Source organism: Ampullimonas aquatilis, assembly GCF_049675895.1.
Classification (GTDB): Bacteria; Pseudomonadota; Gammaproteobacteria; order Burkholderiales; family Burkholderiaceae_D; genus Ampullimonas; species Ampullimonas aquatilis.
Map to the genome: position 1 here is coordinate 737,251 of NZ_CP183834.1, position 23,597 is coordinate 760,847.

Annotated in this window: 23 protein-coding genes; 10 read left to right on the top strand and 13 right to left on the bottom strand. The window is 48.0% G+C overall.

What is annotated here, in order from left to right:
- Positions 1-11 precede the first annotated feature (11 nt).
- Entirely contained in the window at positions 12-866 is an 855-nt protein-coding gene (locus ACMYR3_RS03390) for a hypothetical protein (RefSeq protein ID WP_424194519.1), read from the bottom strand.
- 213 nt (positions 867-1,079) lie between these two features.
- On the opposite strand from ACMYR3_RS03390, the gene ACMYR3_RS03395 reads away from it, so the two are divergent.
- Complete coding sequence (locus ACMYR3_RS03395) at positions 1,080-1,739, top strand: uracil-DNA glycosylase (protein ID WP_424194521.1); 660 nt, start codon at positions 1,080-1,082, stop codon at positions 1,737-1,739.
- Positions 1,740-1,773: 34 nt separating this feature from the next.
- On the opposite strand, the gene ACMYR3_RS03400 is transcribed toward ACMYR3_RS03395, so the two are convergent.
- From ACMYR3_RS03400 to ACMYR3_RS03440, 9 genes are all read right to left on the bottom strand, one after another.
- Positions 1,774-2,469: a helix-turn-helix transcriptional regulator gene (locus tag ACMYR3_RS03400; protein WP_424194523.1), complete on the bottom strand. Its 696-nt coding sequence runs from the start codon at positions 2,467-2,469 to the stop codon at positions 1,774-1,776.
- A 71-nt stretch (positions 2,470-2,540) separates the two neighbouring features.
- Positions 2,541-2,912, bottom strand: coding sequence for a VOC family protein (locus ACMYR3_RS03405; protein WP_424194524.1), 372 nt, complete (start codon positions 2,910-2,912; stop codon positions 2,541-2,543).
- A 49-nt stretch (positions 2,913-2,961) separates the two neighbouring features.
- Positions 2,962-3,435 carry an EVE domain-containing protein gene (locus ACMYR3_RS03410; protein ID WP_424194526.1) on the bottom strand — a complete coding sequence of 158 codons (474 nt, stop codon included), beginning with the start codon at positions 3,433-3,435 and terminating at the stop codon, positions 2,962-2,964.
- Positions 3,432-3,755, bottom strand: a complete 324-nt coding sequence (locus ACMYR3_RS03415; RefSeq protein ID WP_424194528.1) for a hypothetical protein — start codon at positions 3,753-3,755, stop codon at positions 3,432-3,434. Before ACMYR3_RS03415 ends, ACMYR3_RS03410 begins: the two co-directional genes overlap by 4 nt.
- A gap of 182 nt (positions 3,756-3,937) precedes the next feature.
- Complete coding sequence (gene kefC / locus ACMYR3_RS03420; RefSeq protein ID WP_424194530.1) at positions 3,938-5,716, bottom strand: glutathione-regulated potassium-efflux system protein KefC; 1,779 nt, start codon at positions 5,714-5,716, stop codon at positions 3,938-3,940.
- Positions 5,713-6,258 carry a glutathione-regulated potassium-efflux system oxidoreductase KefF gene (gene kefF, locus ACMYR3_RS03425; protein ID WP_424194532.1) on the bottom strand — a complete coding sequence of 182 codons (546 nt, stop codon included), beginning with the start codon at positions 6,256-6,258 and terminating at the stop codon, positions 5,713-5,715. Before kefF ends, kefC begins: the two co-directional genes overlap by 4 nt.
- A 581-nt stretch (positions 6,259-6,839) precedes the next feature.
- A complete protein-coding gene (locus tag ACMYR3_RS03430) occupies positions 6,840-7,229 on the bottom strand; it encodes a cupredoxin domain-containing protein (protein ID WP_424194534.1) in 390 nt (129 codons plus the stop codon).
- Entirely contained in the window at positions 7,226-8,131 is a 906-nt protein-coding gene (locus ACMYR3_RS03435) for a metallophosphoesterase family protein (protein WP_424194535.1), read from the bottom strand. The genes ACMYR3_RS03430 and ACMYR3_RS03435 overlap by 4 nt, the downstream gene beginning before the upstream one ends.
- A gap of 347 nt (positions 8,132-8,478) precedes the next feature.
- Entirely contained in the window at positions 8,479-8,904 is a 426-nt protein-coding gene (locus ACMYR3_RS03440) for a c-type cytochrome (protein ID WP_424194537.1), read from the bottom strand.
- A gap of 212 nt (positions 8,905-9,116) precedes the next feature.
- Here ACMYR3_RS03440 and ACMYR3_RS03445 point away from each other — a divergent pair, with 212 nt between their 5' ends.
- The 6 genes from ACMYR3_RS03445 to ACMYR3_RS03470 all read left to right on the top strand — a co-directional run bounded on the left by ACMYR3_RS03445 (position 9,117) and on the right by ACMYR3_RS03470 (position 15,305).
- Positions 9,117-9,668 (top strand): sigma-70 family RNA polymerase sigma factor, encoded by a 552-nt coding sequence (locus ACMYR3_RS03445; protein WP_424194539.1) that lies wholly within the window; start codon positions 9,117-9,119, stop codon positions 9,666-9,668.
- Positions 9,661-10,383 (top strand): hypothetical protein, encoded by a 723-nt coding sequence (locus ACMYR3_RS03450; protein WP_424194541.1) that lies wholly within the window; start codon positions 9,661-9,663, stop codon positions 10,381-10,383. The genes ACMYR3_RS03445 and ACMYR3_RS03450 overlap by 8 nt, the downstream gene beginning before the upstream one ends.
- Positions 10,384-10,627: 244 nt before the next feature.
- A complete protein-coding gene (gene acpA, locus ACMYR3_RS03455) occupies positions 10,628-12,232 on the top strand; it encodes an acid phosphatase (RefSeq protein ID WP_424194544.1) in 1,605 nt (534 codons plus the stop codon).
- Between the two features lie 367 nt (positions 12,233-12,599).
- Complete coding sequence (locus tag ACMYR3_RS03460; RefSeq protein ID WP_424194546.1) at positions 12,600-13,520, top strand: bestrophin family protein; 921 nt, start codon at positions 12,600-12,602, stop codon at positions 13,518-13,520.
- A 112-nt stretch (positions 13,521-13,632) separates the two neighbouring features.
- A complete protein-coding gene (locus tag ACMYR3_RS03465) occupies positions 13,633-14,280 on the top strand; it encodes a TetR/AcrR family transcriptional regulator (protein ID WP_424194548.1) in 648 nt (215 codons plus the stop codon).
- A 41-nt stretch (positions 14,281-14,321) separates the two neighbouring features.
- Positions 14,322-15,305: an MDR family oxidoreductase gene (locus ACMYR3_RS03470; RefSeq protein ID WP_424194550.1), complete on the top strand. Its 984-nt coding sequence runs from the start codon at positions 14,322-14,324 to the stop codon at positions 15,303-15,305.
- A gap of 103 nt (positions 15,306-15,408) precedes the next feature.
- On the opposite strand, the gene ACMYR3_RS03475 is transcribed toward ACMYR3_RS03470, so the two are convergent.
- From ACMYR3_RS03475 to ACMYR3_RS03485, 3 genes are all read right to left on the bottom strand, one after another.
- The gene (locus ACMYR3_RS03475; RefSeq protein WP_424194552.1) at positions 15,409-16,014 is read right to left on the bottom strand and encodes a hypothetical protein; all 606 of its coding nucleotides are present in this window, start codon (positions 16,012-16,014) and stop codon (positions 15,409-15,411) included.
- A gap of 8 nt (positions 16,015-16,022) precedes the next feature.
- A complete protein-coding gene (locus tag ACMYR3_RS03480) occupies positions 16,023-17,186 on the bottom strand; it encodes a methyl-accepting chemotaxis protein (protein WP_424194554.1) in 1,164 nt (387 codons plus the stop codon).
- Between the two features lie 387 nt (positions 17,187-17,573).
- Positions 17,574-19,526: a sigma-54-dependent Fis family transcriptional regulator gene (locus ACMYR3_RS03485; RefSeq protein ID WP_424194555.1), complete on the bottom strand. Its 1,953-nt coding sequence runs from the start codon at positions 19,524-19,526 to the stop codon at positions 17,574-17,576.
- Positions 19,527-20,106: 580 nt separating this feature from the next.
- Here ACMYR3_RS03485 and ACMYR3_RS03490 point away from each other — a divergent pair.
- From ACMYR3_RS03490 to ACMYR3_RS03500, 3 genes are all read left to right on the top strand, one after another.
- Positions 20,107-20,724 carry a ubiquinol-cytochrome c reductase iron-sulfur subunit gene (locus ACMYR3_RS03490; protein ID WP_424194557.1) on the top strand — a complete coding sequence of 206 codons (618 nt, stop codon included), beginning with the start codon at positions 20,107-20,109 and terminating at the stop codon, positions 20,722-20,724.
- 187 nt (positions 20,725-20,911) lie between these two features.
- The gene (locus tag ACMYR3_RS03495) at positions 20,912-22,630 is read left to right on the top strand and encodes a methanol/ethanol family PQQ-dependent dehydrogenase (protein WP_424194559.1); all 1,719 of its coding nucleotides are present in this window, start codon (positions 20,912-20,914) and stop codon (positions 22,628-22,630) included.
- Positions 22,631-22,720: 90 nt separating this feature from the next.
- A complete protein-coding gene (locus tag ACMYR3_RS03500; RefSeq protein WP_424194561.1) occupies positions 22,721-23,581 on the top strand; it encodes a transporter in 861 nt (286 codons plus the stop codon).
- The last annotated feature ends 16 nt before the right edge of the window (positions 23,582-23,597 follow it).

Genomic DNA, 23,597 nt, shown 5'->3' on the forward strand with positions numbered 1-23,597 from the left:
GAGTGCAAGTTTTAAATGTTGTTTTTACGGGCGGTTTTTCTGGTCAGGCCCAAAGCAAGCAGACCACTACCCAGCAACAGCGCCGCACCAGGTACGGGTACAGGTGCAACGTCCAGGCTGACGTTATCGATACCTTGAATCAGATTACCCTGGTTATTCACTTGCGCAAAACGCAGGATGAAGTTGCCACCGTTTTTCAACAACGCACTGATATCAGATGAGTAGTGGGTATAAGGTACGCCAGTGGCAGTCACGCCGCTGTAGTTGGCAGAACCATTGCTCAGATAGATTGATTGCAGTACTGAGTTGGTAAATGGATCACTGCCAGCCGCCAGGATGTCAACACGTGCATGCTGATTGGCGTCAAAGCTGCCACCTGTGGTGTAGTCCAGACCAGAGGCATGCGTTGCAAAATCGGCATTGGATGCGACAAACATATCAAATGACAATGTGGCACTGTTGACGGCACTGACAGTAAAGTTTTGCGTCAATGCGGCTTGACCCATCGGGCCATCCGAATAGGCAAAGTGTGTACCGCTCAATGGGCCATTGATATTCTGAGCGGTGGCCTGTGTAAAGCCATCATTGCCCTTGGAAAAGAAGTACTCATTGCCCACACCACTGACAGTCCAACCGGCTGCGGCTTGATTGCCACCGTTCAGACCACTGACGGTTTCAAAGCCGCCGTTGGTGATCACTTCATAGGCGTTGGCCTGTGAAGCCAATCCTGCACTGGCTACAATGGCTGCCAGTAAAATATTTTTCCCCATCATCTTGGATGCCTCCGCTAGGTTAAGACTGATTTTTTCTGTGCAGAATTCGGCCGGACTCTGGCAATTCAATGCTGTTGACCGTGACGACGTCATGCCGCAGAAACTCCTGTCTAAGTTAAAGGTGAGAAATGACAATGGCGTGTCAGTAAAATGTCGATTCGTTGACTTGGTCGATTTTGTGGTTTTAATTGCTCCAGATCGTGTCTGAATGGACTGGTTCCGGCCTGCTATGTCTGGCTAAGTCTGTGGCCAATTTACACAGTGCATTTGTCTGTCTGACGTTTCTTAACTATTTTGATTGTGGATATGCCGAAATCTGCCACCGCTGTTTTTGACGCTGCTTTTGATATCAATTGCCAGCTTTGTCCCCGCCTTGCCCAGCACCTGATTGCCGTCAAGACCAGAAAGCCCGGCCATATCTGCGAGCCGGTGCCGCCATTTGGTGACCCCAAGGCGCGCTTTCTGATTGTAGGCCTGGCCCCCGGAGAAGACGGTGCCAATCGCACCGGACGGCCTTTTACCGGTGATCGTTGCAGCGACTTTTTGTATGGTGCCTTGCATCGCGCCGGCTTTGCCAGTCAGCCGCGCTCAGTCAGTCGTGATGATGCCCAACGATTGCTGGATTGCCGGATCACCAATGCGGTCAAATGTTTGCCGCCGGGTAACAAGCCGGAACTGGTTGAAATTCGTACCTGCAATCGCTATCTGCAAACCGAATTGCAAACTTCCAAGCCACTCAAGGCCATCATGGCACTGGGTGGAGTGGCGCACCGTGCCGTGATTGAGGCGTATGGTCTCAAGCTCAAGGATTACAAGTTTGCCCATGCGGCACGCCATGTCATGCCCAATGGTGCGGTGCTGTTCGACAGTTTTCATGTTAGCCCGCTCAATACCAATACGGGGCGTTTGACTCAGGCCGATTTTGATGGATTATTGGTGGATATACGCAAGCATTTGCAGGCATGAAGCTGGGTCAGGTTGAATTTTTCAAGGCGGCAACTTAACCCGGATCGGGCATATGGCATTCACTTTCAAAATAGTGTGCCAGACTGCAAGTCGCTGATGTCGTAAACCGATCCGTCAAGATTTGCAGATTGCTGAAACGATCAAAGCGAAAATGGCGATAACTGTTTCTTAACTCACACCAGGCCAAAAGCGTCCAACGTCCACGCCAACCGACCAAGCCGAGCGGCCAGATGACCCGTGTAGTCTGTCGTCCCTGCTCATCGGTATACAGTGCGCTGACCTTATGCTGGCTTTCGCAAGCGCCGCGCAACAAGCCATGCACTTCGCGTAGAGCATCATCTTCCGACATCACCGGAATCCGGTAGGGCTGTTGCTCGGCCTTTTGCTTGAGGGCCTCGGGCAAAATGGCGCGAATCCGCAGTTCGGCCTGCCGAGCCGCCCGTGCCAGTTGTGGATCGGTAAAAGCCTGCACCATGCGGCTGCCCACCAGCAGCGCCAGGACTTCATCCGGCTCAAACATTAGTGCTGGCAAGTGGCTGCCAGGACGCAACAAATAACCAACACCCGCTTCACCCTCGATGGGTATGCCACTGGTAATCAAGGCCTGAACATCGCGATAGACGGTGCGCTGCGATACCTGCATGAGTGTGGCAATCTCGGCAGCGGTTAGTGCCGTGCGTCGGCCGCGCAGCAGTGTCACCAGTTGGAATAATCGTTCGGCCTTGTTCATGAGGTTATTTTATGCCGACAGGTAGATGTTTGAGCTTTTATTAGCGAGCATGCGCCGGCAAAGTATTCATCTCATTCTGGTAAATGGCAGACTGCTTCGATATTGTTGCCATCCGGATCCAGTACAAACGCGCCATAGTAGTTGGCATGATAGTGCGGACGTAAGCCTGGTGCACCATTATCCTTGCCACCAGCAGCCAATGCGGCCCGATGAAACGTATCCACTACCGTGCGACTGGCGGCACGAAAAGCAATATGCAGTGGTGGTTGTGTGGGTACACCCTCGCTGATCCAGAAGTCGGGTTTGGGTGACTCGCCAAACCCCGACACTTTGTATTCGTCAAAATGCATCAGCATGCCATAGCCTAACGGTGCCAACGCCTGGCTGTAAAAAGTCTGGCTGATAGTGAGATTGCTGACGCTGATACCGGTATGATCAATCATGATGAATGCCTTTCAGTGGTTGGAGATGTTGAGTGAGATGGTGATGATGTCAATCCAGCAAACTGGCTTGTTTTGACGGTTGATCATGGTGTCGAGCCATGGTTACCGGTTGTTCCAGCATCTGGCTGGCAATCAGTTCAAAGTCGGTTTGTTGAATTTTTAAATGACCAAAACGAAATATCTGACCCCAATGTCGTGGATCCTTGATAAAACTGAGTTGCGCCAGCAAGGGTCTGATAGATACCGGCTGTGCTGCCAAAAAACGGATATCGCGTCGAAATGGCACAAAGTCGGGTGTCATGGCAAAAGCATAAACGGTGTCGTCAATTACCTCGCCAATCGCGGTAAATTGCTGACACGGTTGATTCCCATCCATTGTCTCCTTGGGAGAATAATAGATGATCCAGTCACCCTTTTTCATGCGTTTGAGTGCTTGTGCTTTACCATGACATAGCTGGCAAAAGCCACCTGCTACGCCACGAGCAACATGATCGCGGGAAGCGACACCAATCCAGTAATTCATGTTGCGCTGGTCTCGGCTTGAACTTGCTGTTGCAGAATCATTCTTGCTCTTTGTCTGATAAAGCTGGACAGTTTGATCATCTGCATATAGCGGCTTAGACCCATGGCTGGCATGAAGGCGTCATTGGCTTGTTTGGCACTAATTGGGTCAGCCCAGACAATCTGGTCAAGCCACATGCCATCCTCACACAAGGCCAGTTGACGACTAATAAAGCCTGCTTGCTGGTTTAACCAGCTGGTAAGCTCCTTGTTGCTGTCAATAAAACCATCGGTGCTGATCTCCTCATTGAGTTGATAGCGCATTGCGTCGAGTACGGACATAGGTGCTCTTTTCATTTGGATTGATGAATGGTGCCAGCCACAAGGTAAATACGTCGCAAGACGCATGGTGGTTGGCGGTGAAGAGAAGCTTAATAGGCTGTTGTGACAGCAGTTGTCAGTAGCCTGCAAGGCGGCTAAAAGCGGTCATGAGCAATAGTTGGTAAGGCCAGTATTCCTACAATTCAATCCCAATGCTTGGGATGTTCCTTGTCAAGGCGAGCACGGTCCTGTTCAAAGAGGGTTTCCAGTTCTTCACGGCCAGCCTTGGCCGTGGACATGAGGCGGGTTTCGTCCTGAATGACTTCGCGCAGTTTTTCGAGGGTTTGCACATTGTGGCGACGGAACAGATCGGCCATCTCCTTGGCCCGATAGGCACCGATATTGAGATTTTCAAGGGCGCGTCGACCCAGCCGCAAGGCAGATTCGAAGGTCTCACGCTCAACCATTTCAATGCCCTTTTCCCGCAGTGCCAGGTAGTGAGTCACATTGCGGGCTCTGGCGACCATCTTCACATGTGGAAAATGCTGTTGCACCAGTTCGGTCAAGAGCAGGCTGTCGTCGACGTCATCAATTGCGTTGATGAGCAGTTGCGCCTGTTCCAGTCCGGCGGCATGCAATAAATCCAGCCGTGTCACATCACCAAAAAAGACTTTGTAGCCAAACTTGCGCAGCGTATCAATCTGGTCCGGGTCATGGTCCAGCACCGTGACGGGCACCTGATTGGCCAGCAGGAGACGGCCGATGATCTGGCCGACTCGGCCAAAACCGGCGATGATGACCGGCGCAGTCTGATCAATGTGATCATGTTCCGGTACAGCTTGGGTAGCTTGTGACATGCTCAAACGATCAATCAGCAATAGCAAAAATGGTGTGCTGGCCATCGACAGCGCAATGGTGATATTGAGTAGCGCTTCCCATTGGGGTGATAACAGGTTGGCCATGCGGGCAGCACCAAATACCACAAAGCCAAACTCGCCGCCTTGTGAGAGGATGGCGGCAAACAGCCAGCGCTGCTGGGGATGAATATCCATGAAGCGGCTGCATAACCACAAGGCCAGGGTCTTGATCACAATCAGGCCGATGAACAGGCCGGCAATCATCAGGGGTTGTTCACCAATCAGATTCAGATTGATTGACATGCCTACCGAGATGAAAAACAGGCCCAGCAGCAAGCCCTTGAAGGGTTCGATATCCGACTCCAGGGCGTGGCGATATTCTGAACTGGCCAGCAGTACACCTGCCAAAAACGCGCCCATCGCCATGGACAGATTGGCCAGGGTCATTACCTCGGCAATGCCCACGACCAGCAGCAGCGAGAAGGCGGTGAACATTTCCTTCAAATGGGTGTTGGCAATCCAGCGCATGATCGGGCGCGTCAGATAACGGCCAATCACGATCACCGTGGCAATGGCGGCCAGTGCTTTGCCGATGGACAGCCAGAGTGGATCAGTCGGGCCGCCGCCATGTGTGCCGAGCAAGGGCACAATGGCAATGATGGGAATGGCAGCAATGTCTTGAAACAGCAAGATGGCAAAAGCCACGGTACCCAAGGGGACGTTGAGCAGATTGCGTTCTTTCATGAATTGCACGGCAATGGCAGTGGAAGAGAGCGCGAGCGTCAGTCCTGCAATCAAGGCGGCTGCACCATCCAGCACGGCAAACAGTGCCGCACTGAGCAGCAGGCCACACACCAGCAACTGCAGACTACCGCCGCCAAATACCTGACTGCGCATGGCCCACAGGCGTTTGGTATCCAGCTCCAGGCCGATCAGGAATAGCATGAGTACCACACCAAACTCGGACACATGCAACATGGCTTCTGGGTCATGTACCAAAGCCAGACCAAAAGGGCCAATGGTGATACCCGCCAGCAGATAACCCATCACCGAGCCAAGCTTGAGCTTGCTGGCCAGCGGCACCAGAATGACTGCGGCCACCAGAAAAATCAAAATTTCATTCATGAGGCTGATCCTTTTGATAACGCAGCCAAAGCATGCAGCCTTTGCTCAAATTGTTGAGCCGCCTTGGCAAGATCGGCATCCTGATTTTGAAAAGCATTATGGATCACAAAGGGTTCCTGCCATTGCATGCCACAATACAGCGCGGTTTGCTGGATCGGCGCCTGCAATTGTTCCAGCGTAAAAGTATGGCTGCCAGTGACGCCATAACTGTCTTCATTGCCGCCAGTGGACGTTGCCCATAACACCGGCTTGCCTTGCAGTGCGGTGCCTTCTGAGCCATACGCCCAGCCTGCCAAAAGTACCTGTTCAAACCATAACTTGAGGATGGCCGGTACGCTATACCAATACAGCGGATGCAGCCAGACCAGTTGATCGGCTTCCAGCAGTGCGGCCTGCTCGGTCGGTACATCAATATCAAAATCGGGATAAAGCTGATAAATCGAACGCACGTGCACATTGGGCAGACGCTGTGCAACCTCCAGCAAGGTGCGGATATTGCGCGAACGCAGTGGGTAAGGGTGGGCATGGATGACACAGATCATGAGCGGTCAATGCAGAAAGTTGGACTAAGCTGCATATTATCGGGCATGCTGCATTAAGGCTGCAGGACAATCCAAATTGATTGCTGGCACCAGGCAGAGTGCATGTGTGACGAGCACTTGGATATCGCACGAAAAGCCCGATTTTTTACTCGATTTAATGGAGTATCATTAATAAATAGCCGATTAAGTGCTTATATATTGGTTAAAAATAAATACACTACAGGAGTATATTTTGGCTGAATAAAACCTTGTCACCACCAAGACATCAAAAGTTTAAAGTAAAACCGTTTTAAACCGCCAAGACGCCAAGGACTCGCAGAAAGGGCAAAACCTTTTTTCACCACAAAGACACAAAGAGCATTAAGAGAAATTCTTAGCCTGACACTAGCTGATCCTGCAGTCTGGAGACGGCGTATGGTCTTTATGCGCACTTTATTCCTGTGCCAGGAAAGCACTGTTCAAACAATGTGTTGCTTCGTGTCTTCGTGGTAAATGTTTTGACCTGTAAGTTTTTCCTTCGCGATCTTGGCGTTTTGGCGGTTTAAAACGGTTTTTCCTGAATTTCCTTCAAATTTTAAATATCAGGCCGCCTCCACTATCAATACGCCACTCATTTCTTCATGGCCGTCGCCACAAAAATTGTCGCAGGAAAATGGAAAACTGCCGATCTTGCTGGGCATGAGTTTGACGCGTACTGCCTTGCCCGGTGTCAAGTCGGCGCGCAAACCATAGCCAGGCAAATTAAAGCCATGCACAAAGTCGAGTGACTTGAATTCCAGAATTACCGGTTCGTTTTGTTTGACAGTGATCATGTGTGGCACATATTCAAATTTCCTTGCGGTGATGCTGATGACGCGCTCCGGCGTTTGCGCATGGGCGCGCAAGGTCAGTAAGGTGCCGCTGCCCAGCAATAAGCCAAGGTCACCCAGGCGTTGTAGCGTTTGTCGCCTAGTGAAAGTCATGCGCTTCATACGACCCCCTTGTTCATGGGGATTTCCGTCACGTCAAAACTGTATTTGCCTGCATCGGCTTCAATCTCGCGAAAGCCAAGACCTTTGAGCGGTGCGTTGGCATCCCAGGGCAGTGGGCTGCGTTTTTCCTGCGAGCCGGGGGCGGGCAATGGGAAGATCAATGAGCGGGCTGAGTGGTGCGCAATATGGCCAGTCATCTGATGATGTTCCTGATGAATGTGACCATAAAATACCGTAACATGCTCATAAGGCATGAGCATATCAATGGCTTTTGCGCCATCACGGGTGGCCCAGTCCCACGCCGGAGCCAGATCAAACAGGGGGCGATGCGTGAAGACCACAATCGGTGCCTGCTTGCCTTGCTTGGATAAATCGGTTTGCAGCCAGGCCAGTTGTTCATCACCAATCACCGCACCCGAGTCGGACACATTGTCGAGCACAATGAAGTGAATGCCGCCGTGATCAAAACTATAGAAAGTCTCGCCAAAAAATTCTTTGTAGGCAGCACCGCTATCCAATGAAGCATCGTGTTCACCGGGCATAAAGCGCACAGTTTTTACTTTAAGCTCGCTCACGATGTCCTTGAATTCTTTCAGGCGACGACGCCGCTCGGCCGGGTCATCGGTGGTGTGGGTCAGATCGCCGGTAAACATGATGAACTCCGGTGGATCCTTGAGTTCATTGACAGCCGCCACCGCCTTTTGCAGCGTGGTGGCACTTTCCGGGTTGGCCGCCCCTTTGTAGCCCCAATGGGTATCAGACATCTGCACAAAGTAAAAATCTTTGTTGCTGTACTTTTTGCCAGACTTGCTGGCAGCCGCGCTGACACCAGGCAGGGCTGAGGCAAAAACGGCACCGGCACCCAGTGCCGACATGCGTAAAAATGTGCGACGATCAGACATGGTATTTCCTTTCGTTAGAGTGAATGAATTCTTTTAAACTGCCAAGACGCCAAGTGCACGGAGAAAACCTTGCAGGTCAAAAGCGGTTGCCACAATGACACAAAGGGCACGAAGCAACACCTTGTTTGAACAGCGCTTTCCTGGCACAGGAATAAAGTGCGCATAAAGACCATGCGCCGTCGCCAGACTGCAGGATCGGCATAGTGTCAGGTTAAGAATTTTTCTTGGTGCGTTTTGTGTCTTTGTGGTGAAAAAAGGTTTTGCCCTTCCTCTGCGTCCTTGGCGTCTTGGCGGTTAAAACGCTGTTACTTTGAGTCCTTTGTCTATTTGTGGTGAATGTTCAAATCTTATTTACCGGTCAGCGTTTGCAGGTACGCAATCAGGTCGGCGCGATCTTTGGCATCGGGGACTTGCACGCCCATCTTTTGGCCGGGTAGATATTTTTCGGGGTCGGCCAGCCAGATATCGAGGGTCTTGGCGCTCCAGATCACGTCGGCGTTTTTGAGTGCATTGGAATATTTGAAGCCGCTGACGCCGCCCGCCTTGCGGCCAAACACGCCGCGATGCATGGGGCCGATGCCGTTGTATTCAACTGAATGACAGGCCTGACAATATTGGCCATAAAGCTGCAAGCCGCGCGCACTGTCGCCCGCGCTTTGCGCCTGAGCGTTGCTCACGACGAGCAGCCCGCCCGGCATAAACAAACCAGCCAGCGTAAGATAGCTGCGCAGCAGGCGTCGTAAAGTTAAATAAGAAAATATTGATTGAGCCATGATGATTCCTGATACTGAGTCTTAAAAAATTGGGAAGACTGGCTGCGATTTTGCTGAACTTCGCGCTGAACTTCGTATTGACGCTGCCTTCCTCTGTAATACCGGAGGGCAAACGGGTTTATTCCAGTTTTTTTGCAAATTTTTTTGAATGATGTCGAATTTTTTCGGGAATAAAATCGTCACTCTGTCGGTATAGACTTTGAGAACCCGATATGTCACCCAAACCGATTTTTGAACAGATTATTCTTGGTCACCTGGACGCCAGCTATAACCTGGCGCGCTGGTTGCTGGGCAACGAGGCGGATGCGCATGATGTGGTGCAGACTGCAGCACTGCGCGCCATGACTTATTTTGATAGCCTGCAAAACCCGTATGATCCGGCCAGCGCCAAGGCCTGGTTACTGGGGATTGTGCGCAACTGCAGCCTGACGCTGATGCGTGAGCGTAGCCAACGGGCGCATTTGGCTTGGGATGACCTGAGTGAAGAACAGCAAGACCAGGTGGAACAAGATCGGGCCGGCGATGGGCCGGACTTGCTGCTGGAGCGCAAAGTCGACCGGCAAATGGTCAACCAGATTCTTGCCAGTCTGCCAGTGGTGTACCGAGAAGTATTGATTTTGCGCGATATGGAAGAAATGTCTTATGATGGCATTGCGCACATCGTGCATATTCCCATTGGTACGGTGATGTCGCGGCTGGCACGGGCGCGTCAGCAATTTCGCAAGGCTGCCATACCCTTGCTCCAAGGAGGCCATCATGTCTGATAACAAAGATTCAACAAATCAACCCGAATCCGAGGATCACAAGGTGATCCAGCTGATTCGCCAGCAGGGCGAATACCATCGCGCGACCGATGCGCTGCGTCATTCCATCATGCAGCAAATCACGACTACCAGGACGAGCAGCAGTGCTACCGTCAGCAAGCTGCCAAAAAATCATACACCCCCAGGTTTGACAGTCTGGATCGAGCGTCAAGGCAAGCAGCTCTGGCAATGGCTGGCCGCCTTTGCGGCTGGCGCAGCGCTGACCAGCCTGGTGTTGTTTAACTGGTTGCCACAACAGGGTGATCCTACCATTGCCATTTTGCAGGCTGACCACGCACGTGCCGTCGTGACCGGACATCTGATTGAAGTGGCTTCATCTGACAGCCATACCGTCAAACCCTGGTTGAGCAATAAATTGGGCTATGCCAATAGTGCCCCCGATCTTTCCGAGCAGGGCTTTCCTTTGCTGGGTGGGCGAATCGGCTATTTAGGGCGTGAACAGGTGGCCGTGCTGGTGTATGGTTACAAAGAGCACAAGATTGACGTCTATGCGCTGCCTAAGCGTGAATACAAAAATATTGCCGAGCGCGCCAGTCAGGCGGGTTATCAGAGTTATCGCTGGGATCTGGACGATATGGTTTACATCGCCATTTCCGACGCCAATCATGCGCATCTGCTCAAACTGGGTGCTTTATATGTGGCAGCACGTGACTAGTTGTATTTGATGAGTTACAAGGGCAGGTTGTTGTTGATCTGATTTGCCGGTACTACTCGGTAGGACGTTCAGATCGGATGGATCGATTTCATCTATTTGTTAATCAGCCTCGTTATACTTGGGTGCATTCAAGTATCTGCGGGGCTGTTTCATGTCATACGGATTATCATCTCGTTGGCTGTTGTGCTTGGCCATACCAAGCTTATTGGCAAGTATCAGTGCGCATGCGACTACGCCAAAACAAATGGCAAGATCTGTCGTTGGTAATCAGCACTGGAGCAAGAAAAAAACTGCAGAGCCATCAACAAATATCATCGATGCCACCTTGCGACAGATTCAAAACGTGGTCATCATCTATGGTGAAAACCGCAGCTTTGATCATCTTTATGGCATGTATCCGGGTGTCAATGGGATTACGGCCGCCTTCAGGCAGGGCCGCACTAGCCAGCTTGATCTGGATGGCACGTCGCTCAGAACGCTGCCACCAGTCTGGCAGGGCATCAATGCCAATCTCTTGCAAACGGCTACCAAAGGTCTGCCCAATCAGCCATTCAGACTGGATGACCCTGCTGGTTTTAATCAACCCCTCGGTAGCAAAATTCGCGATCTGGATCATAGCTTTTTCTATAACCAGATGCAGATCAATGGTGGTCGCAATGACCGCTTTGTCAACGCCTCCGATGCCGGAGCCTTGCCGATGGGTTATTACGACGGATCAAGCCTGCCCATGTGGCAACTGGCCCGCCAGTTTACGCTGGCAGATAATTTTTACATGGGTGCGTTTGGTGGTTCATTTCTCAATCACTTCTGGCTGGTGTGTGCCTGTACGCCGGTGTATCCCAATGCCGAATCCAGTCCAGCCAAAAGCAAGATTGCCAACCCGGGCGGTGAAGATGGTGTCAGTCTGCTGTTGGATCCGTCGCGCAAGATTGATTCATTGCTGGATGACAGACTGCAAGGTCGTCCACCTTATTTGGGCAATGGTGCCATCACCCCCATCAATGCGCGTTTTGATCAGCACTATGCAGTCAACACCATGCAACCACCCTATCAGCCCAGCTATGTGCGGCCAGCCAGTATTGCCACTGAAGCCGATGCGGCATTGGCCAATCCTGATGATTCCGCCACCTTGCCACCGCAAAACCAGTTGACCATTGGTGACGTACTTAGTGAAAAACAGATTGGCTGGGCCTGGTATGCAGGAGCCTGGCAGTTGGCGCTGGCCGATGGCATGCAGGATCGTGAGCAACCACGCACCATCATCTACAACAATAGCGAGCCCAATTTTCAGCCGCATCACCAACCACTCAATTACTTTAGCCAGTTTGCACCGGGCACCGCAGCACGCAGCCAGCATCTCAAAGATGGTATCGACTTCATGGCCGCCATTGCCGATGGCACATTACCCCAAGTGGCTTTCTACAAACCACAAGGCAATCTCAACGAGCATCCGGGCTATGCCGATGTGCTGAGCGGTGATCAACATATTGCCAATCTGGTCAGGCAACTCATGGCTGGCCCGCAATGGCCGCATATGCTCATCATTGTCACCTATGATGAAAATGGCGGTTTCTGGGATCATGCCGCGCCACCCAAAGGCGATATCTTTGGTCCGGCGACACGCATCCCGGCTATCCTCATTTCACCCTTTGCCAAACGCGGCCATATTGATCACAGTCTCTATGACACCACGTCCATTCTGCGTCTTCTCACGCGTCGATTTGAATTGACGCCTTTGCCCGGACTGATTACTCGTCAACAGGCGGTAAAGAGCAGGGAAGGCAAGGTTTTGGGAGACTTGACGGAAATACTGATCACATCAAAGCGTGCCAGCGAGGCCAGGCCTTGATGGTGATTGGTCTGGATGACGTATGGGAGTTGGGCAAGCGACCGCTGAGCAAGAAACAGCCGAGCAAGACTTGCTTGTGATGGATGAGTTGCTTTTATGTACAAAGATGAACAGCAAAATTTGACTTCATGACATACAGACAACAGAATGATGAACTTGCTGATTCGATGATGTTGCTGGTGGCAATGTTTATTTTGGCGTGATTTAGCGTGGTTTATTCAGTTCGATTTCAACAAGATTCTATGCCTAGTTGTTGCAAATAATGGCTTGCCTTTTTTGCCCTGCTGCCATGAGGTTCAGATCTATCCATAATCGTAGACTCTTGAGAGTCATGCGCAATTGCCATTAACCCCCTCCATTTTTATCCATGATAGTTCGACCTCATTTACACTGGTTTCGTCTTTTATTCATTTGGCGTGGTTCGGTACTACCTTATATTCTGACGCGACTCTTACTGGTTTTGATCGTTGCGCTTATCAGCGTGTTCTGTCGAGATTGGTGGATGAATGAATATCCTAATTCTGCCTTGTCGATTCCGCCATTTACCTTGATGGGAATTTCCTTGGCAATCTTTCTGGGTTTTCGCAATTCAGTCAGTTATGAGCGTTTTTGGGAGGCACGCAAACAATGGGGCGCGTTACTGATTGCGGCCCGTTCTTTAACCCGCGAGGTTGCCAGTGGTGTGCATGGTGATCTCGCTTTACAGCAAAAGGTGGCGCGAACGCTGACCGCCTTTGTATATGCACTGAAGCATCAATTACGTGGCACCGATGCAAGCAAGGATTTGTTGGTGCGGCTGTCAGACGATGTTTATGAAAGGGCCATCGGTGCACGTTACCCTACCTCCATGCTTTTGCTTGATCTGGCGCGCAATCTCAATATGGCACAACAAGATGGTTTGATCAGTGATTTGCAGTTGCAATCCATGGATCGAAATCTCAATTTATTGACAGAAGCTTCCGGTGCCTGCGAGCGGATCGCCAATACTCCTATGCCCTACACATATCGGGTTCTCATGAATCGTACGGTCATGGTGTATTGCCTGTTGTTGCCGGTGGGCTTGAGTACATCTATTGGCTGGTTAACACCGATCATTGCCACTTTTGTCGCTTATACCTTTTTGGCGCTGGATGTGATTGGCGAGCAGATTGAGGAGCCATTCGGTACCGAACCAAATGATCTGGCATTGGCCTCCATGTGCCATTCGATTGAGGTATCGGTTTGTGAGCTGGTCGGGTTGACACCATTGAGCAATCCGCCAGAGTCAGAAAATTATGTGCTGCATTAGGATATTGCGGTATGACTCTAAATGAGTTCGGAAAATCAGCTGTTTTATTTTTATAGACAATCCGTCTAATAAATATTTGATTTAAATAGACGATAAGTCTAATATCTATCTCATGGAGACTTTAGACAAACTCGTACCTAAAATCAGACGATCGCGTGGTCGTCCACCCAAAGACGAAGCTGGGTTCAATGACACGCGCGAAACGCTATTGCGTGCAGGTATTGAAATCCTCACCGAAAAAGGCTTTTCCACCACCGGAATCGATGAGGTGTTGCGTCGGGTGGCAATTCCCAAGGGTTCTTTCTATCATTATTTTTCCAGTAAAGAAGCCTTTGGTGGCGAGTTGATCAATCGCTATGCAATCTATCTGGCGCAACGGCTTGACCGTTTTTTGCTGGATGACTCTCTGGCACCGTTGCAGCGTTTGCAAGCTTTTCTTGATGATGCGCAAATTGCCATGGCGCGTTACGACTATAAACGGGGTTGCATGATTGGCAATCTGGGGCAGGAGATGGGCGCTTTGCCGGAAGCCTATCGAGCCCGTTTGACAACTGTGCTCAATGATTGGCAGACCCGTGTGCAGCATTGTTTGCAAGCAGCCCAAGCTGCCGGTGAAATTTCATCCGAAACCGACTGCCAGAAACTGGCAGCCTATTTTTGGATAGGCTGGGAGGGTGCGGTACTGCGAGCCAAGCTGGAATCCAATGCCAGTGCGCTCGTGATTTTTTCGGAGTATTTCTTTGCCGGTTTGGCGCGTTAAGTCCGGCTCATCACATTCAGCACATCAATAAGGAGTGCATCATGTTCAAAGGTATCCTCGTAGAAAAAGATGAAGCTGGCTACCGCGCCAGTTATCGTGATCTGGATGAAGCGCAATTACCGGCGGGTGATGTGACCATCAAGATTGCTTATTCAACCCTTAATTATAAAGATGGCCTGGCCATTACCGGCAAGTTGCCGGTGGTGCGTAGCTTTCCCATGGTGCCGGGAATTGATCTGGTCGGAACGGTCGAAGAGAGTACACATGCTTCTTACAAGGTGGGCGATCAGGTCATTTTGAATGGTTATGGCGCGAGTGAAACCTTTTGGGGTGGTTTAGCCCAAAAAGCACGTATTAAAGGTGATTTGCTGGTGCCCCTGCCCAAAGCCTTTACACCGCGCCAAGCCATGGCCATTGGCACAGCGGGCTATACCGCAATGCTGTGTGTGTTGGCACTGGAGCAACATGGTGTGACGCCCGACAAGGGGGATATCCTGGTGACCGGTGCCGCGGGTGGCGTGGGCAGTGTCGCCATTGCCATTCTGGCCAAGCTGGGTTATCGCGTGGTGGCGATGACAGGTCGTCCTGCCGAGGCTGACTATGTGAAAAGTCTGGGTGCGGCCGAGGTGCTGGATCGTTCCTTGTTTTCCAGCCCTGGTAAACCTTTGGGTGCAGAACGTTGGGCCGGTGCAGTGGATGTGGTGGGTAGTCACGTGCTGGCCAATGTGTGTGCAGAAACCAAGTATGGTGGCACCGTGGCCGCTTGCGGCTTGGCCGCCGGACTGGATTTTCCGGTTACGGTAGCGCCGTTTATCTTGCGTAGTGTGACATTGGTTGGTGTGGATAGTGTGATGTGCCCCTATGCCAAACGCCTGGAAGCCTGGCATCGTTTGACGATCGATCTGGATATCAGCCTGCTTGAAAAAATTGCCTATGAGATTGGACTGTCCGAAGCCATACCCGTTGCCAGCAGCTTGCTGGAAGGCAAGGTCAGAGGACGGGCGATTGTGGATGTGAATCGGTAAGATGATGAAATAGGTAGGGTGGCTTGATTGGTTGTTAGATAAAACAGAGAAAACTGGTCCCAGAAAAGTCGACTTAATCGACTTTTCTGGTGATGAAGTCTTCTCAGGAATCAAGTTTGGTTAAAGCTATTGGTAAACAGCCAACTCGGACATTTCCCCAGAGTTGCCCAGAAATTTCTATTGGTAATGCCAGGTCGCACAAGATTTCACCCGTATCTCGTCGATAAGTACGCACAAGCAAAGGTTTGTTATTGTGAGCTGCTTTTAATTCACCAGGATTTTCAAATTTTCGACAGGTTCGGTTACCTATTAGATCTTTTGCTGTATCACCAGTCAACGGTTGTGAAAATTTTAGATTGTGCGCGGCTAAATAGCCGTCGGTATTCACGCCAACTGCATAAATTGCTTCGGGTAATTTTGCCAGACAATCTTCTAGTAGTTGCTGACAATATTCAGTATAAGTGTCGCCCCAAGAAACCCGATATTTTTGCGGAATGCTATTACCAAAAGCCTGATAATTTTTATCAAAGATATTGAAACCCTTTTGAGATAAGTTAAACAGTTGTATTTGCAAACCATCTCTTAACAATCTGGCTTGTTCCACAATTCGATCAAAATTGCTTTTACCAATCTTAAAGCGAGAAACTAATTCTAAAACGGCTTCAGTTGCCTCCGATAATTCTGCAGTGCATATTTCTGAAGCTTGCATGTCATTGGCTACAGCGGTAGAGAGTGAGTGCACCTGGGTAACGCTTTCATGCACTGAATGATTGGTGTTGGATAGCTCTTCCATTGCAGATGCAATGTGTAAGAGTTGTTCTCCAGCGTGCTCAAAATCATTAACCATATTTTAAATTTATGCTCCGAGCGACTGACGACCTGTCGAGTGGTTTGTACATCAACACTAATCGCCAAGTTCTCAGTACGAGTGTTGTTGACCAGATTCAGTATTGAGCTAATATTTCCTGTAATTTCGGCAGAGGCATTATTGACTCGTTCCGCGAGCTCTCTTATTTCATCGGCGACGACTGCAAAACCTCTACCTGCTTCACCTGCTCTGGCAGCTTCGATGGCGGCATTTAATGCTAATAAATTGGTTTGTTCTGCTACATCTCTAATTAATGCAGCCATTTCATTGATACTTTGAGATCGTCTCGACAGATCATCAACGGTTTGATTGAAGTGAGTTACCTTGTCTTCGATGGTGATAATTTTAGAGGCAATGGTATGCATATTCTGTAAAGATGCTCGGGCATTTTCTAGATTGTTGGTGGTTGAGTTTGAAATGACTTGTGCGCTATGTGAGACTTCGTTAATCGCCAATGTACTTTCTTTACTGGCAGTAAATACGGTTTCAGTCAGTAGTCCTTGTTGACGTGCACTGTGGCCAGTCAGGTCGACAATATTTTTTACTCGCACTGCTTCGCAGGCTATTGAAATGCCTGCCTCACGAACTTCACTGATCATCTGACGCATTTTTTTTGAGAAGTGCTGATAGTTTTCTACCAGTTGTTGAAATTCATGATGATTGGTCTCCGGTGGATTTTTTGAAAGGTCACCGTCGCCATATGCCATCTCATTAAAAAAGCGAGAAAGGAGATAGAGTGGAGTCATAATTTGCTTTCTTAGATAAATAAGATATGAAAGATGAAAACTTAGAATGAGGATGGTGCATATCAAAAAAATAATCAGCTCTTGCTGCAACAGCTCTTCAATCAAATTAGAGTTGATGGCGGTATTAATTTTTTCTTTGTAATAAGCCGTAATGCCAAGAAAAATAAGAGGAATTGGAGTAAAAATAAAAAGCCACGACAATTTTATTGAGAGTGATTTTTTGTTCGAATTGTCTGGTTTATGTGCTGGAATGGCGCTTGTTTTCATTAGAAAAACTCACTGCCATGAGAGTTATTGATGATGTCGGTAATGTGACGACGGTAAATTGATTGATGTAAAGGGTTGTGAAATTTAATGGCAGAAATATTTAGAAATTTAATACTGTTTCTCATGTTGATCTCCACAGGGTCTAATATTTATTGAAATTCGATTAATTCGAATCTGTGGTGATCATGACGTATTAATAAAAAATTCAGATAATGGTCCAACCAATTAATTATTTTTAGTAAAATTGATAAGTCAGTGGAGATATAAAATCATTTATATGGCTATTATCTGACAATCAAGCCATCTGTACGTGACAGGGTAATTTTATGATCGAAATTAAAGGCCTGATTCGCATCTAAAATCGTTAGAGACGAATTTCAGGAATAATTAATTATCGTTATTTGAGGGAAGAATACCGTAAAAGCTCATGCGTCTATAAAGCGTTGCTCGTGACATGCCTAGTTGTTCGGCTGCGGACGTGACTTGCCATCGGGTTTGGTGCAGCGCTTCAATAATACGGTTTTTTTCAGCAAGTTGGGGTTGATCAATTTTAGGGTCGATCTGAATGGCTTCAATATCACGGCTGAATTGCGTTTCAAAACTGCTATCGATACCTTCACGTATTTGCTCTGGAAAATTGTCTAAAAGAATGTCTTGTTCGTCGCATAAAGCAATGGCAAATCGCAGTGCATTTCTAAGTTGTCGAATATTGCCAGGCCATGAATAGTTGGCCAATAGTTCAACGAGTGAGTCAGAGAGTCGTAACTGACGATCGACTGTCTTCAATTCTTCGGCAAATACATGCATGATGACCTCTCTGCGATCAGAGCGATCGCGTAGTGGGGGCAATCGTAATATTGCTCCACTGAGGCGGTAATACAAATCTTCACGAAACTGACCATTTCTTACCAGAATTGCTAAATCTCGATGAGTTGCGCAAATTACATTCAAATCTACTTTTTCTGGCTCGATAGCTCCAAGTGGAACGACTTCTTTTTCTTCCAATAAGCGTAACAGACGAGTTTGTAATTGCAGCGGCATATCACCGATTTCGTCAAGAAATAGGGTGCCACCACTAGATTGCTGGACTTTTCCTTTAGCCCCGCGAGATTTGGCCCCTGTAAACGCACCTTCCTTGTAGCCGAATAATTCACTCTCGATCAAGGTTTCAGGAATGGCGGCACAGTTGATTGCGACAAAAGGTTTATCATGACGTTGGCTACAGCCATGTATGGCTTTGGCAAATGCTTCTTTGCCAGAGCCAGTCTCGCCAAGTAAAAGTATCGGTAGGTTGTGATTGACTAGTTTTCGGACTTTATCAATGATCTGAACTACACGTGGATCACTAACGGCGATCCCCTCAAAGCCAGCGGGTACAGAGAATAGAGCCTGTCTTGGTGTTGACGACTCTCGATTCGGTGCTCGCACATATGCCTGAAAAAGTTGTCCAGTCGTTAAGTTTTTTAATGAAATAGGGGCACCAGGTTGTTGGTAAGCCTGTTTAATAAATTCATTTACTGAAAGATTGAATAAATCACTAATACGATTTTTTGAAAAATCGACGCCCGCCAGTGCACTGATTCTCAAGTGACGACTTAAGGACAATATTTTTCCTGATTCATCAAAAGCAATGAATTTTCCTTCGCCAATTCCCCAGTCGCCACCTAGTTCACTAATAGACATAATCCAGTTGAACTTGTATTTTTCAATAAAAAGCGAATCTTCTATATAAGCAGCATTTTTTTGAACTAGTCGATAGACAAGAACCTGGCTGGCACGATCTTCGGGTGCCATGAATGTTGAGGCATTCAATACACCAAGCAACTTACCTTCAGGGCAAAAAAGTGGGGCTGCACTACAGGTAATGCCATTATTGCCAACACGAAAATGTTCACCGCGGTGAACTAGAATTGGTTTGCCATCAACAATAGCGGTGCCGACACCACAAGTACCTTCCTCCAATTCGGACCAGCTGGCACCCACTATGAAACCTCGTCGATGGAATTCCTGATCGAAAATCGGATGCCCTTTGAACTCTACAGCAACACCCTGACTGTTGGTAAGTAGTACGCAATAACCTGAATCGCGAACCTGCTCATGTAATCGGGAAATTCCAATCTGGGCAATACGCAAGAAAGAAGCAAGTTCCTCCTGAATGGTTTTACATTCGTAACTGGACAGTATTCGCTGTTTAACTAGAGCGCCACGATCAATTTGGTAATGTTGCTCCGAGCGTTTCCATGAAGCGTGCAATCGTTTCTCTGCTTCCGCTAGATCTAGTCCTCCGAGAACGGCAGCCCGGTTTAGTTTGGTAAGTTGATTTGAATGACTGATGGGCATTTAACACTCCTCATTTCCTTGAGTAGCGATCAAGGATAGGCAATTCTAATAATTATTCATCTTGCATTTTTTTGCGGAGTATAGATCAAAAATTATTGCTTAGTAAGTTGGGGAATACTACGCTCTTTTCGTATTTTCCAAGAAATTTTACCTATTGCGGTGCAACATTGTGATCAGAGATTTTTCATGTTTTGTTAAGTATTGATGCTCTGAATCAAAGTTATTAGCATCATTAACATAGAGTCTTGTCTTCATCCTCATAGCTATAGCAGATTCTAATTTGGAATTCTCGCCCACATCATGAGAATCTGTAATTGCGTAAGGAAATTTAATTTTCAATAATGAAAAAATCTCAAGGACTATTGAGAATTATCTTTTGATATTGAGACAAAGTGTCTCAATGAGATGAGATTTTTATTTGTTATATAGATTTTAAATTATCTGAATTAGAGTTTTTTGAATATTTTGTTCAGTATTTTGATGATTTATTAGTGCATTCCCTAAGATTTTTGCTTGTAAGTCAGTAATGGCATACCTGTTGCAAAGTATCTGGTCATGATTACTATCTCATTAAAAATAAATGAATAAAAATATCCAAATAGATGCGAAGTCTCCAGTTGATGAAGCAGTCGATTCGCATGAAAAACGTCTGACACTGCGTTCCACAGGCGCACTCATTTTATGTGCTGGTCTTGGAATAGGCCACACGGTTTTTGCTACTTCCGCTAGCGAACCTCACCCACAAAACGGCGATCAATTGATGTCGGCTGATGCCGATGGCAAGCCCGTGGCATTACGTGTTGACCAGATTCCAGTTAATAGCAAACCGATTCAGGTATTCCCATTTGATCCAAAAACCGGTGAAGTAAAAAATGGCTCCCGTTTGAACAAGATCATCTTGATGCGTCTTGCTGCTTCTGAGTTATCCGATGAAATGAAAGCGGTTTCTGCTAATGGTGTTGTGGCGTACTCATCGGTGTGTACCCATCAAGGATGTGAGGTGTCAGAGTGGGTGGCCAAGGATAAGGTGCTCATGTGTTATTGCCATTTTTCAAAATTCTCACCTGCGCTAGGGGGCGAGGTTGTCAGTGGTCCTGCACCAAGAACTTTGCCACTCTTGCCGTTGCGTGAAGAGAATGGGGTGCTCGTAGTCGCCGGTAACTTTACTTCTTCACCTGGTGTAAGCAAGCAAAGTTGATAGTTATCCTGAAAACTTCGAATGACTATCTAAAATTTAACTAAAGGAGATTAATGACAAGTTTGGATATCAATCAATCACAATAAATGGCTATTGAAAAGAGGGTCGATGGTTATGTCACGAATATAAAAATTGTAGAACCGAACAGATTTACAAATGAAGTCGATACCTACTAAGGAGGATACAGATGAAAAATAAAATTAAAGTTATTTGTGCGTCAATTGCACTGTTGCCAACATTGGCCTTGGCCGGGATGGCTGAATATAGTCCAGTCACTGATGCTCGACTTACTAAGCCTGAGGCTGGGAATTGGCTGATGTATCGTGGTAATTACGAGGGCTGGGGCTATAGCGCATTACAGCAGATCACCAATCAAAACGTGGGTAAACTGGTTCCGGCCTGGTCGTATTCGACTGGTATGACCGAAGGCCATCAGGCACCACCAATGGTGAACAATGGCTACATGTTTGTAGCTACGCCAAATAATCAGGTCATTGCGTTGGATGCCAAGTCTGGCAAAGAGATCTGGCGTTACAAAAAAACTATTCCCGAAGAGTTGATGCAGTTGCATCCAACTAGTCGGGGTGTTGCCTTATATGGTAACAAGATTTATATGGCCACTACAGATGCTTATTTAGTTGCATTGGATGCGGCAACTGGTAAAGAACTATGGAAGACTCAGGTCGCTGATTGGAAGAAGGGTTATTACATGACTTTGGCGCCGTTGGCCGCAAAAGGGAAAATCATGATTGGCTCATCTGGCGGAGAATTGGGTATTCGCGGTTTTGTTGCAGCATTTGATGCGGAGAATGGTAAGGAGGCATGGCGTACATATACCATTGCTGGTCCTGGCGAACCTGGTGGTGAAACCTGGCCTGCAGATAGCTATAAAACTGGAGGTGGTTCAGTATGGATTACTGGTACCTATGATTCGGAAACTAATATTGCTTATTGGGGAGTTGGTAATGCGGGGCCCTGGATGCCAGACACTCGCCCCGGCGATAATCTCTATGCAAACTCTACTATTGCGCTTGATGTGGATACTGGCAAGATCAAGGGACATCATCAATATCACTGGAATGATGCTTGGGATTGGGATGAGGTCTCGGCACCACTGCTGATTGACATGGAGCACAAAGGTAAAAAATTTAAGTCACTGATTCATGCGGGGCGTAATGGTTATTTGTGGATGCTGGAACGCACCAAAGACAAGGTCAATTTTGTTGATGCGTGGCCATATGTAACGCAAAACGTTTTTACCAGTCTCGATCCTAAAACTGGTCGTCCTGCTTATGATCCTAAACATACACCGGGTACTAACAAGACTGTTAATTTCTGTCCTTCATTATGGGGCGGTAAGGACTGGCCACCAGAAGCTTATAACCCTGGTACTGGGTTGCTGTACATTCCGGCCAATAACAATCTCTGTTCAGAGTTGACGGGAGAGCCAGTCAATTACAAGGCGGGTAGTCTGTTTATTGGTGTTGCACTGGATAATATTCTCACGAATGTCCGGATGACCGATGCATCACGCAATCATGTCGGTGAGGTGCAGGCATGGGATCTGAAGACTGGGAAAAAAGTATGGACACATACTTATCCAGAAATGAATTGGGGTCCCTTGCTGACTACGGCGGGCAATCTTGTGTTTGGTGGTGGTACCAATGACCGTATGTTCAGGGCTTTTGATGCCAAATCTGGCAAAGTCTTGTGGCAACACCCGACCAACTCTGGTGTAACCGGTGTGCCTTCGTCTTTTGAGGTTGATGGAGAACAGTACATTGCAGTGCAGTCAGGTTGGGGTGTTGATGCGCAACGTATGCAAGGCGCTTTTGATGCTGTACTAGATCATAAAACTGTCGTACCACAAGGTGGTGTGATTCACGTCTTCAAACTCCAGAAGTAAGGGTCGTTACTAATTAAGAAGTGTTTCCCCGTGTAGCTGTTTGCTGTACGGTAGGGAGTGCTTACGTCAAAAATTCAAGAGGGATAGAAAATGAAACAACAAAAACGCGTAATGATCGTTGGCAAAAAGAAGGTGCTGGCCAGTATCGCCATGATGAGTCTGTTGGGAGCAGTAATACCCGCTGCTCATGCTGCTACAACCTTTGATGTCATTGGTCCTCACGAGTATGAATTGCCAGTCAATTTCAAGCCATTCAATGTGTTTGTTCAGTATGGTTATGTGCAGGACGATAGCAAAACATATAACAATAACGGTGACAAAGTGGCTGGTTCTGGCGCGCAGACAATTGTTGGTTTATCCAAATATGTTCGTTTTTGGACGCCCGAAGGTCATCCTGATATCGGTTTGGCATATGAGGTGATCGTTCCTGAGATTGGCGTGCGTAACCAGGTTGGTTCAGCCAGTGGATTTGGCGATCCATTGACCGGCTTTGCGATTTGGATGAAACCAAGCCCTACCTCTACCTTTGGTTTTCAATCATTTGTTCAGGTACCGGTTGGTGATAACAGCGTGAGTGATACCAACTGGAAAAATCTGTCCAGTTTCTTGTGGGATGTTCGTTTGACAGATCAGTGGGGCTGGACAGCTGATGCAGGCATGGTTTTTCAAGGTTCCAAGAACAATGGTGTGAAACCTGGTAATAGTTTTCATACTAATCAACGTCTTGGTTACAGAGCGACCAGTCTAATTGAGCCATTCATTGCAGTTGATTACGAAAAAATCAAGGGAAGTGGTGCTAATCCTGATGGCTTTGCTTTGGACGCTGGCCTGGGTGTCGTACTGCATACCTTTGACAATCAGTCCATCACACTACGTTATGCAACCACACTTGATGCTAAGAATCATTCGGCTAACGATAGCTTCAATATCAAGTACGCCTACGTTTGGTAAATCACAAGTTGGGTAT

Coding starts and splice junctions, on each gene's coding strand:
- ACMYR3_RS03435 (WP_424194535.1), bottom strand. CDS start 8,131: ATGTCTGATCGTCGCACATTTTTACGCATGTCGGCACTGGGTGCCGGT.
- kefC (WP_424194530.1), bottom strand. CDS start 5,716: ATGAATGAAATTTTGATTTTTCTGGTGGCCGCAGTCATTCTGGTGCCG.
- ACMYR3_RS03440 (WP_424194537.1), bottom strand. CDS start 8,904: ATGGCTCAATCAATATTTTCTTATTTAACTTTACGACGCCTGCTGCGC.
- ACMYR3_RS03460 (WP_424194546.1), top strand. CDS start 12,600: ATGATAGTTCGACCTCATTTACACTGGTTTCGTCTTTTATTCATTTGG.
- kefF (WP_424194532.1), bottom strand. CDS start 6,258: ATGATCTGTGTCATCCATGCCCACCCTTACCCACTGCGTTCGCGCAAT.
- ACMYR3_RS03400 (WP_424194523.1), bottom strand. CDS start 2,469: ATGAACAAGGCCGAACGATTATTCCAACTGGTGACACTGCTGCGCGGC.
- ACMYR3_RS03395 (WP_424194521.1), top strand. CDS start 1,080: ATGCCGAAATCTGCCACCGCTGTTTTTGACGCTGCTTTTGATATCAAT.
- ACMYR3_RS03430 (WP_424194534.1), bottom strand. CDS start 7,229: ATGAAGCGCATGACTTTCACTAGGCGACAAACGCTACAACGCCTGGGT.
- ACMYR3_RS03465 (WP_424194548.1), top strand. CDS start 13,633: ATGGAGACTTTAGACAAACTCGTACCTAAAATCAGACGATCGCGTGGT.
- ACMYR3_RS03410 (WP_424194526.1), bottom strand. CDS start 3,435: ATGAATTACTGGATTGGTGTCGCTTCCCGCGATCATGTTGCTCGTGGC.
- ACMYR3_RS03405 (WP_424194524.1), bottom strand. CDS start 2,912: ATGATTGATCATACCGGTATCAGCGTCAGCAATCTCACTATCAGCCAG.
- ACMYR3_RS03475 (WP_424194552.1), bottom strand. CDS start 16,014: ATGCAAGCTTCAGAAATATGCACTGCAGAATTATCGGAGGCAACTGAA.
- ACMYR3_RS03495 (WP_424194559.1), top strand. CDS start 20,912: ATGAAAAATAAAATTAAAGTTATTTGTGCGTCAATTGCACTGTTGCCA.
- ACMYR3_RS03450 (WP_424194541.1), top strand. CDS start 9,661: ATGTCTGATAACAAAGATTCAACAAATCAACCCGAATCCGAGGATCAC.
- ACMYR3_RS03490 (WP_424194557.1), top strand. CDS start 20,107: ATGAATAAAAATATCCAAATAGATGCGAAGTCTCCAGTTGATGAAGCA.
- ACMYR3_RS03480 (WP_424194554.1), bottom strand. CDS start 17,186: ATGAAAACAAGCGCCATTCCAGCACATAAACCAGACAATTCGAACAAA.
- ACMYR3_RS03470 (WP_424194550.1), top strand. CDS start 14,322: ATGTTCAAAGGTATCCTCGTAGAAAAAGATGAAGCTGGCTACCGCGCC.
- ACMYR3_RS03445 (WP_424194539.1), top strand. CDS start 9,117: ATGTCACCCAAACCGATTTTTGAACAGATTATTCTTGGTCACCTGGAC.
- ACMYR3_RS03485 (WP_424194555.1), bottom strand. CDS start 19,526: ATGCCCATCAGTCATTCAAATCAACTTACCAAACTAAACCGGGCTGCC.
- acpA (WP_424194544.1), top strand. CDS start 10,628: ATGGCAAGATCTGTCGTTGGTAATCAGCACTGGAGCAAGAAAAAAACT.
- ACMYR3_RS03390 (WP_424194519.1), bottom strand. CDS start 866: ATGACGTCGTCACGGTCAACAGCATTGAATTGCCAGAGTCCGGCCGAA.
- ACMYR3_RS03500 (WP_424194561.1), top strand. CDS start 22,721: ATGAAACAACAAAAACGCGTAATGATCGTTGGCAAAAAGAAGGTGCTG.
- ACMYR3_RS03415 (WP_424194528.1), bottom strand. CDS start 3,755: ATGTCCGTACTCGACGCAATGCGCTATCAACTCAATGAGGAGATCAGC.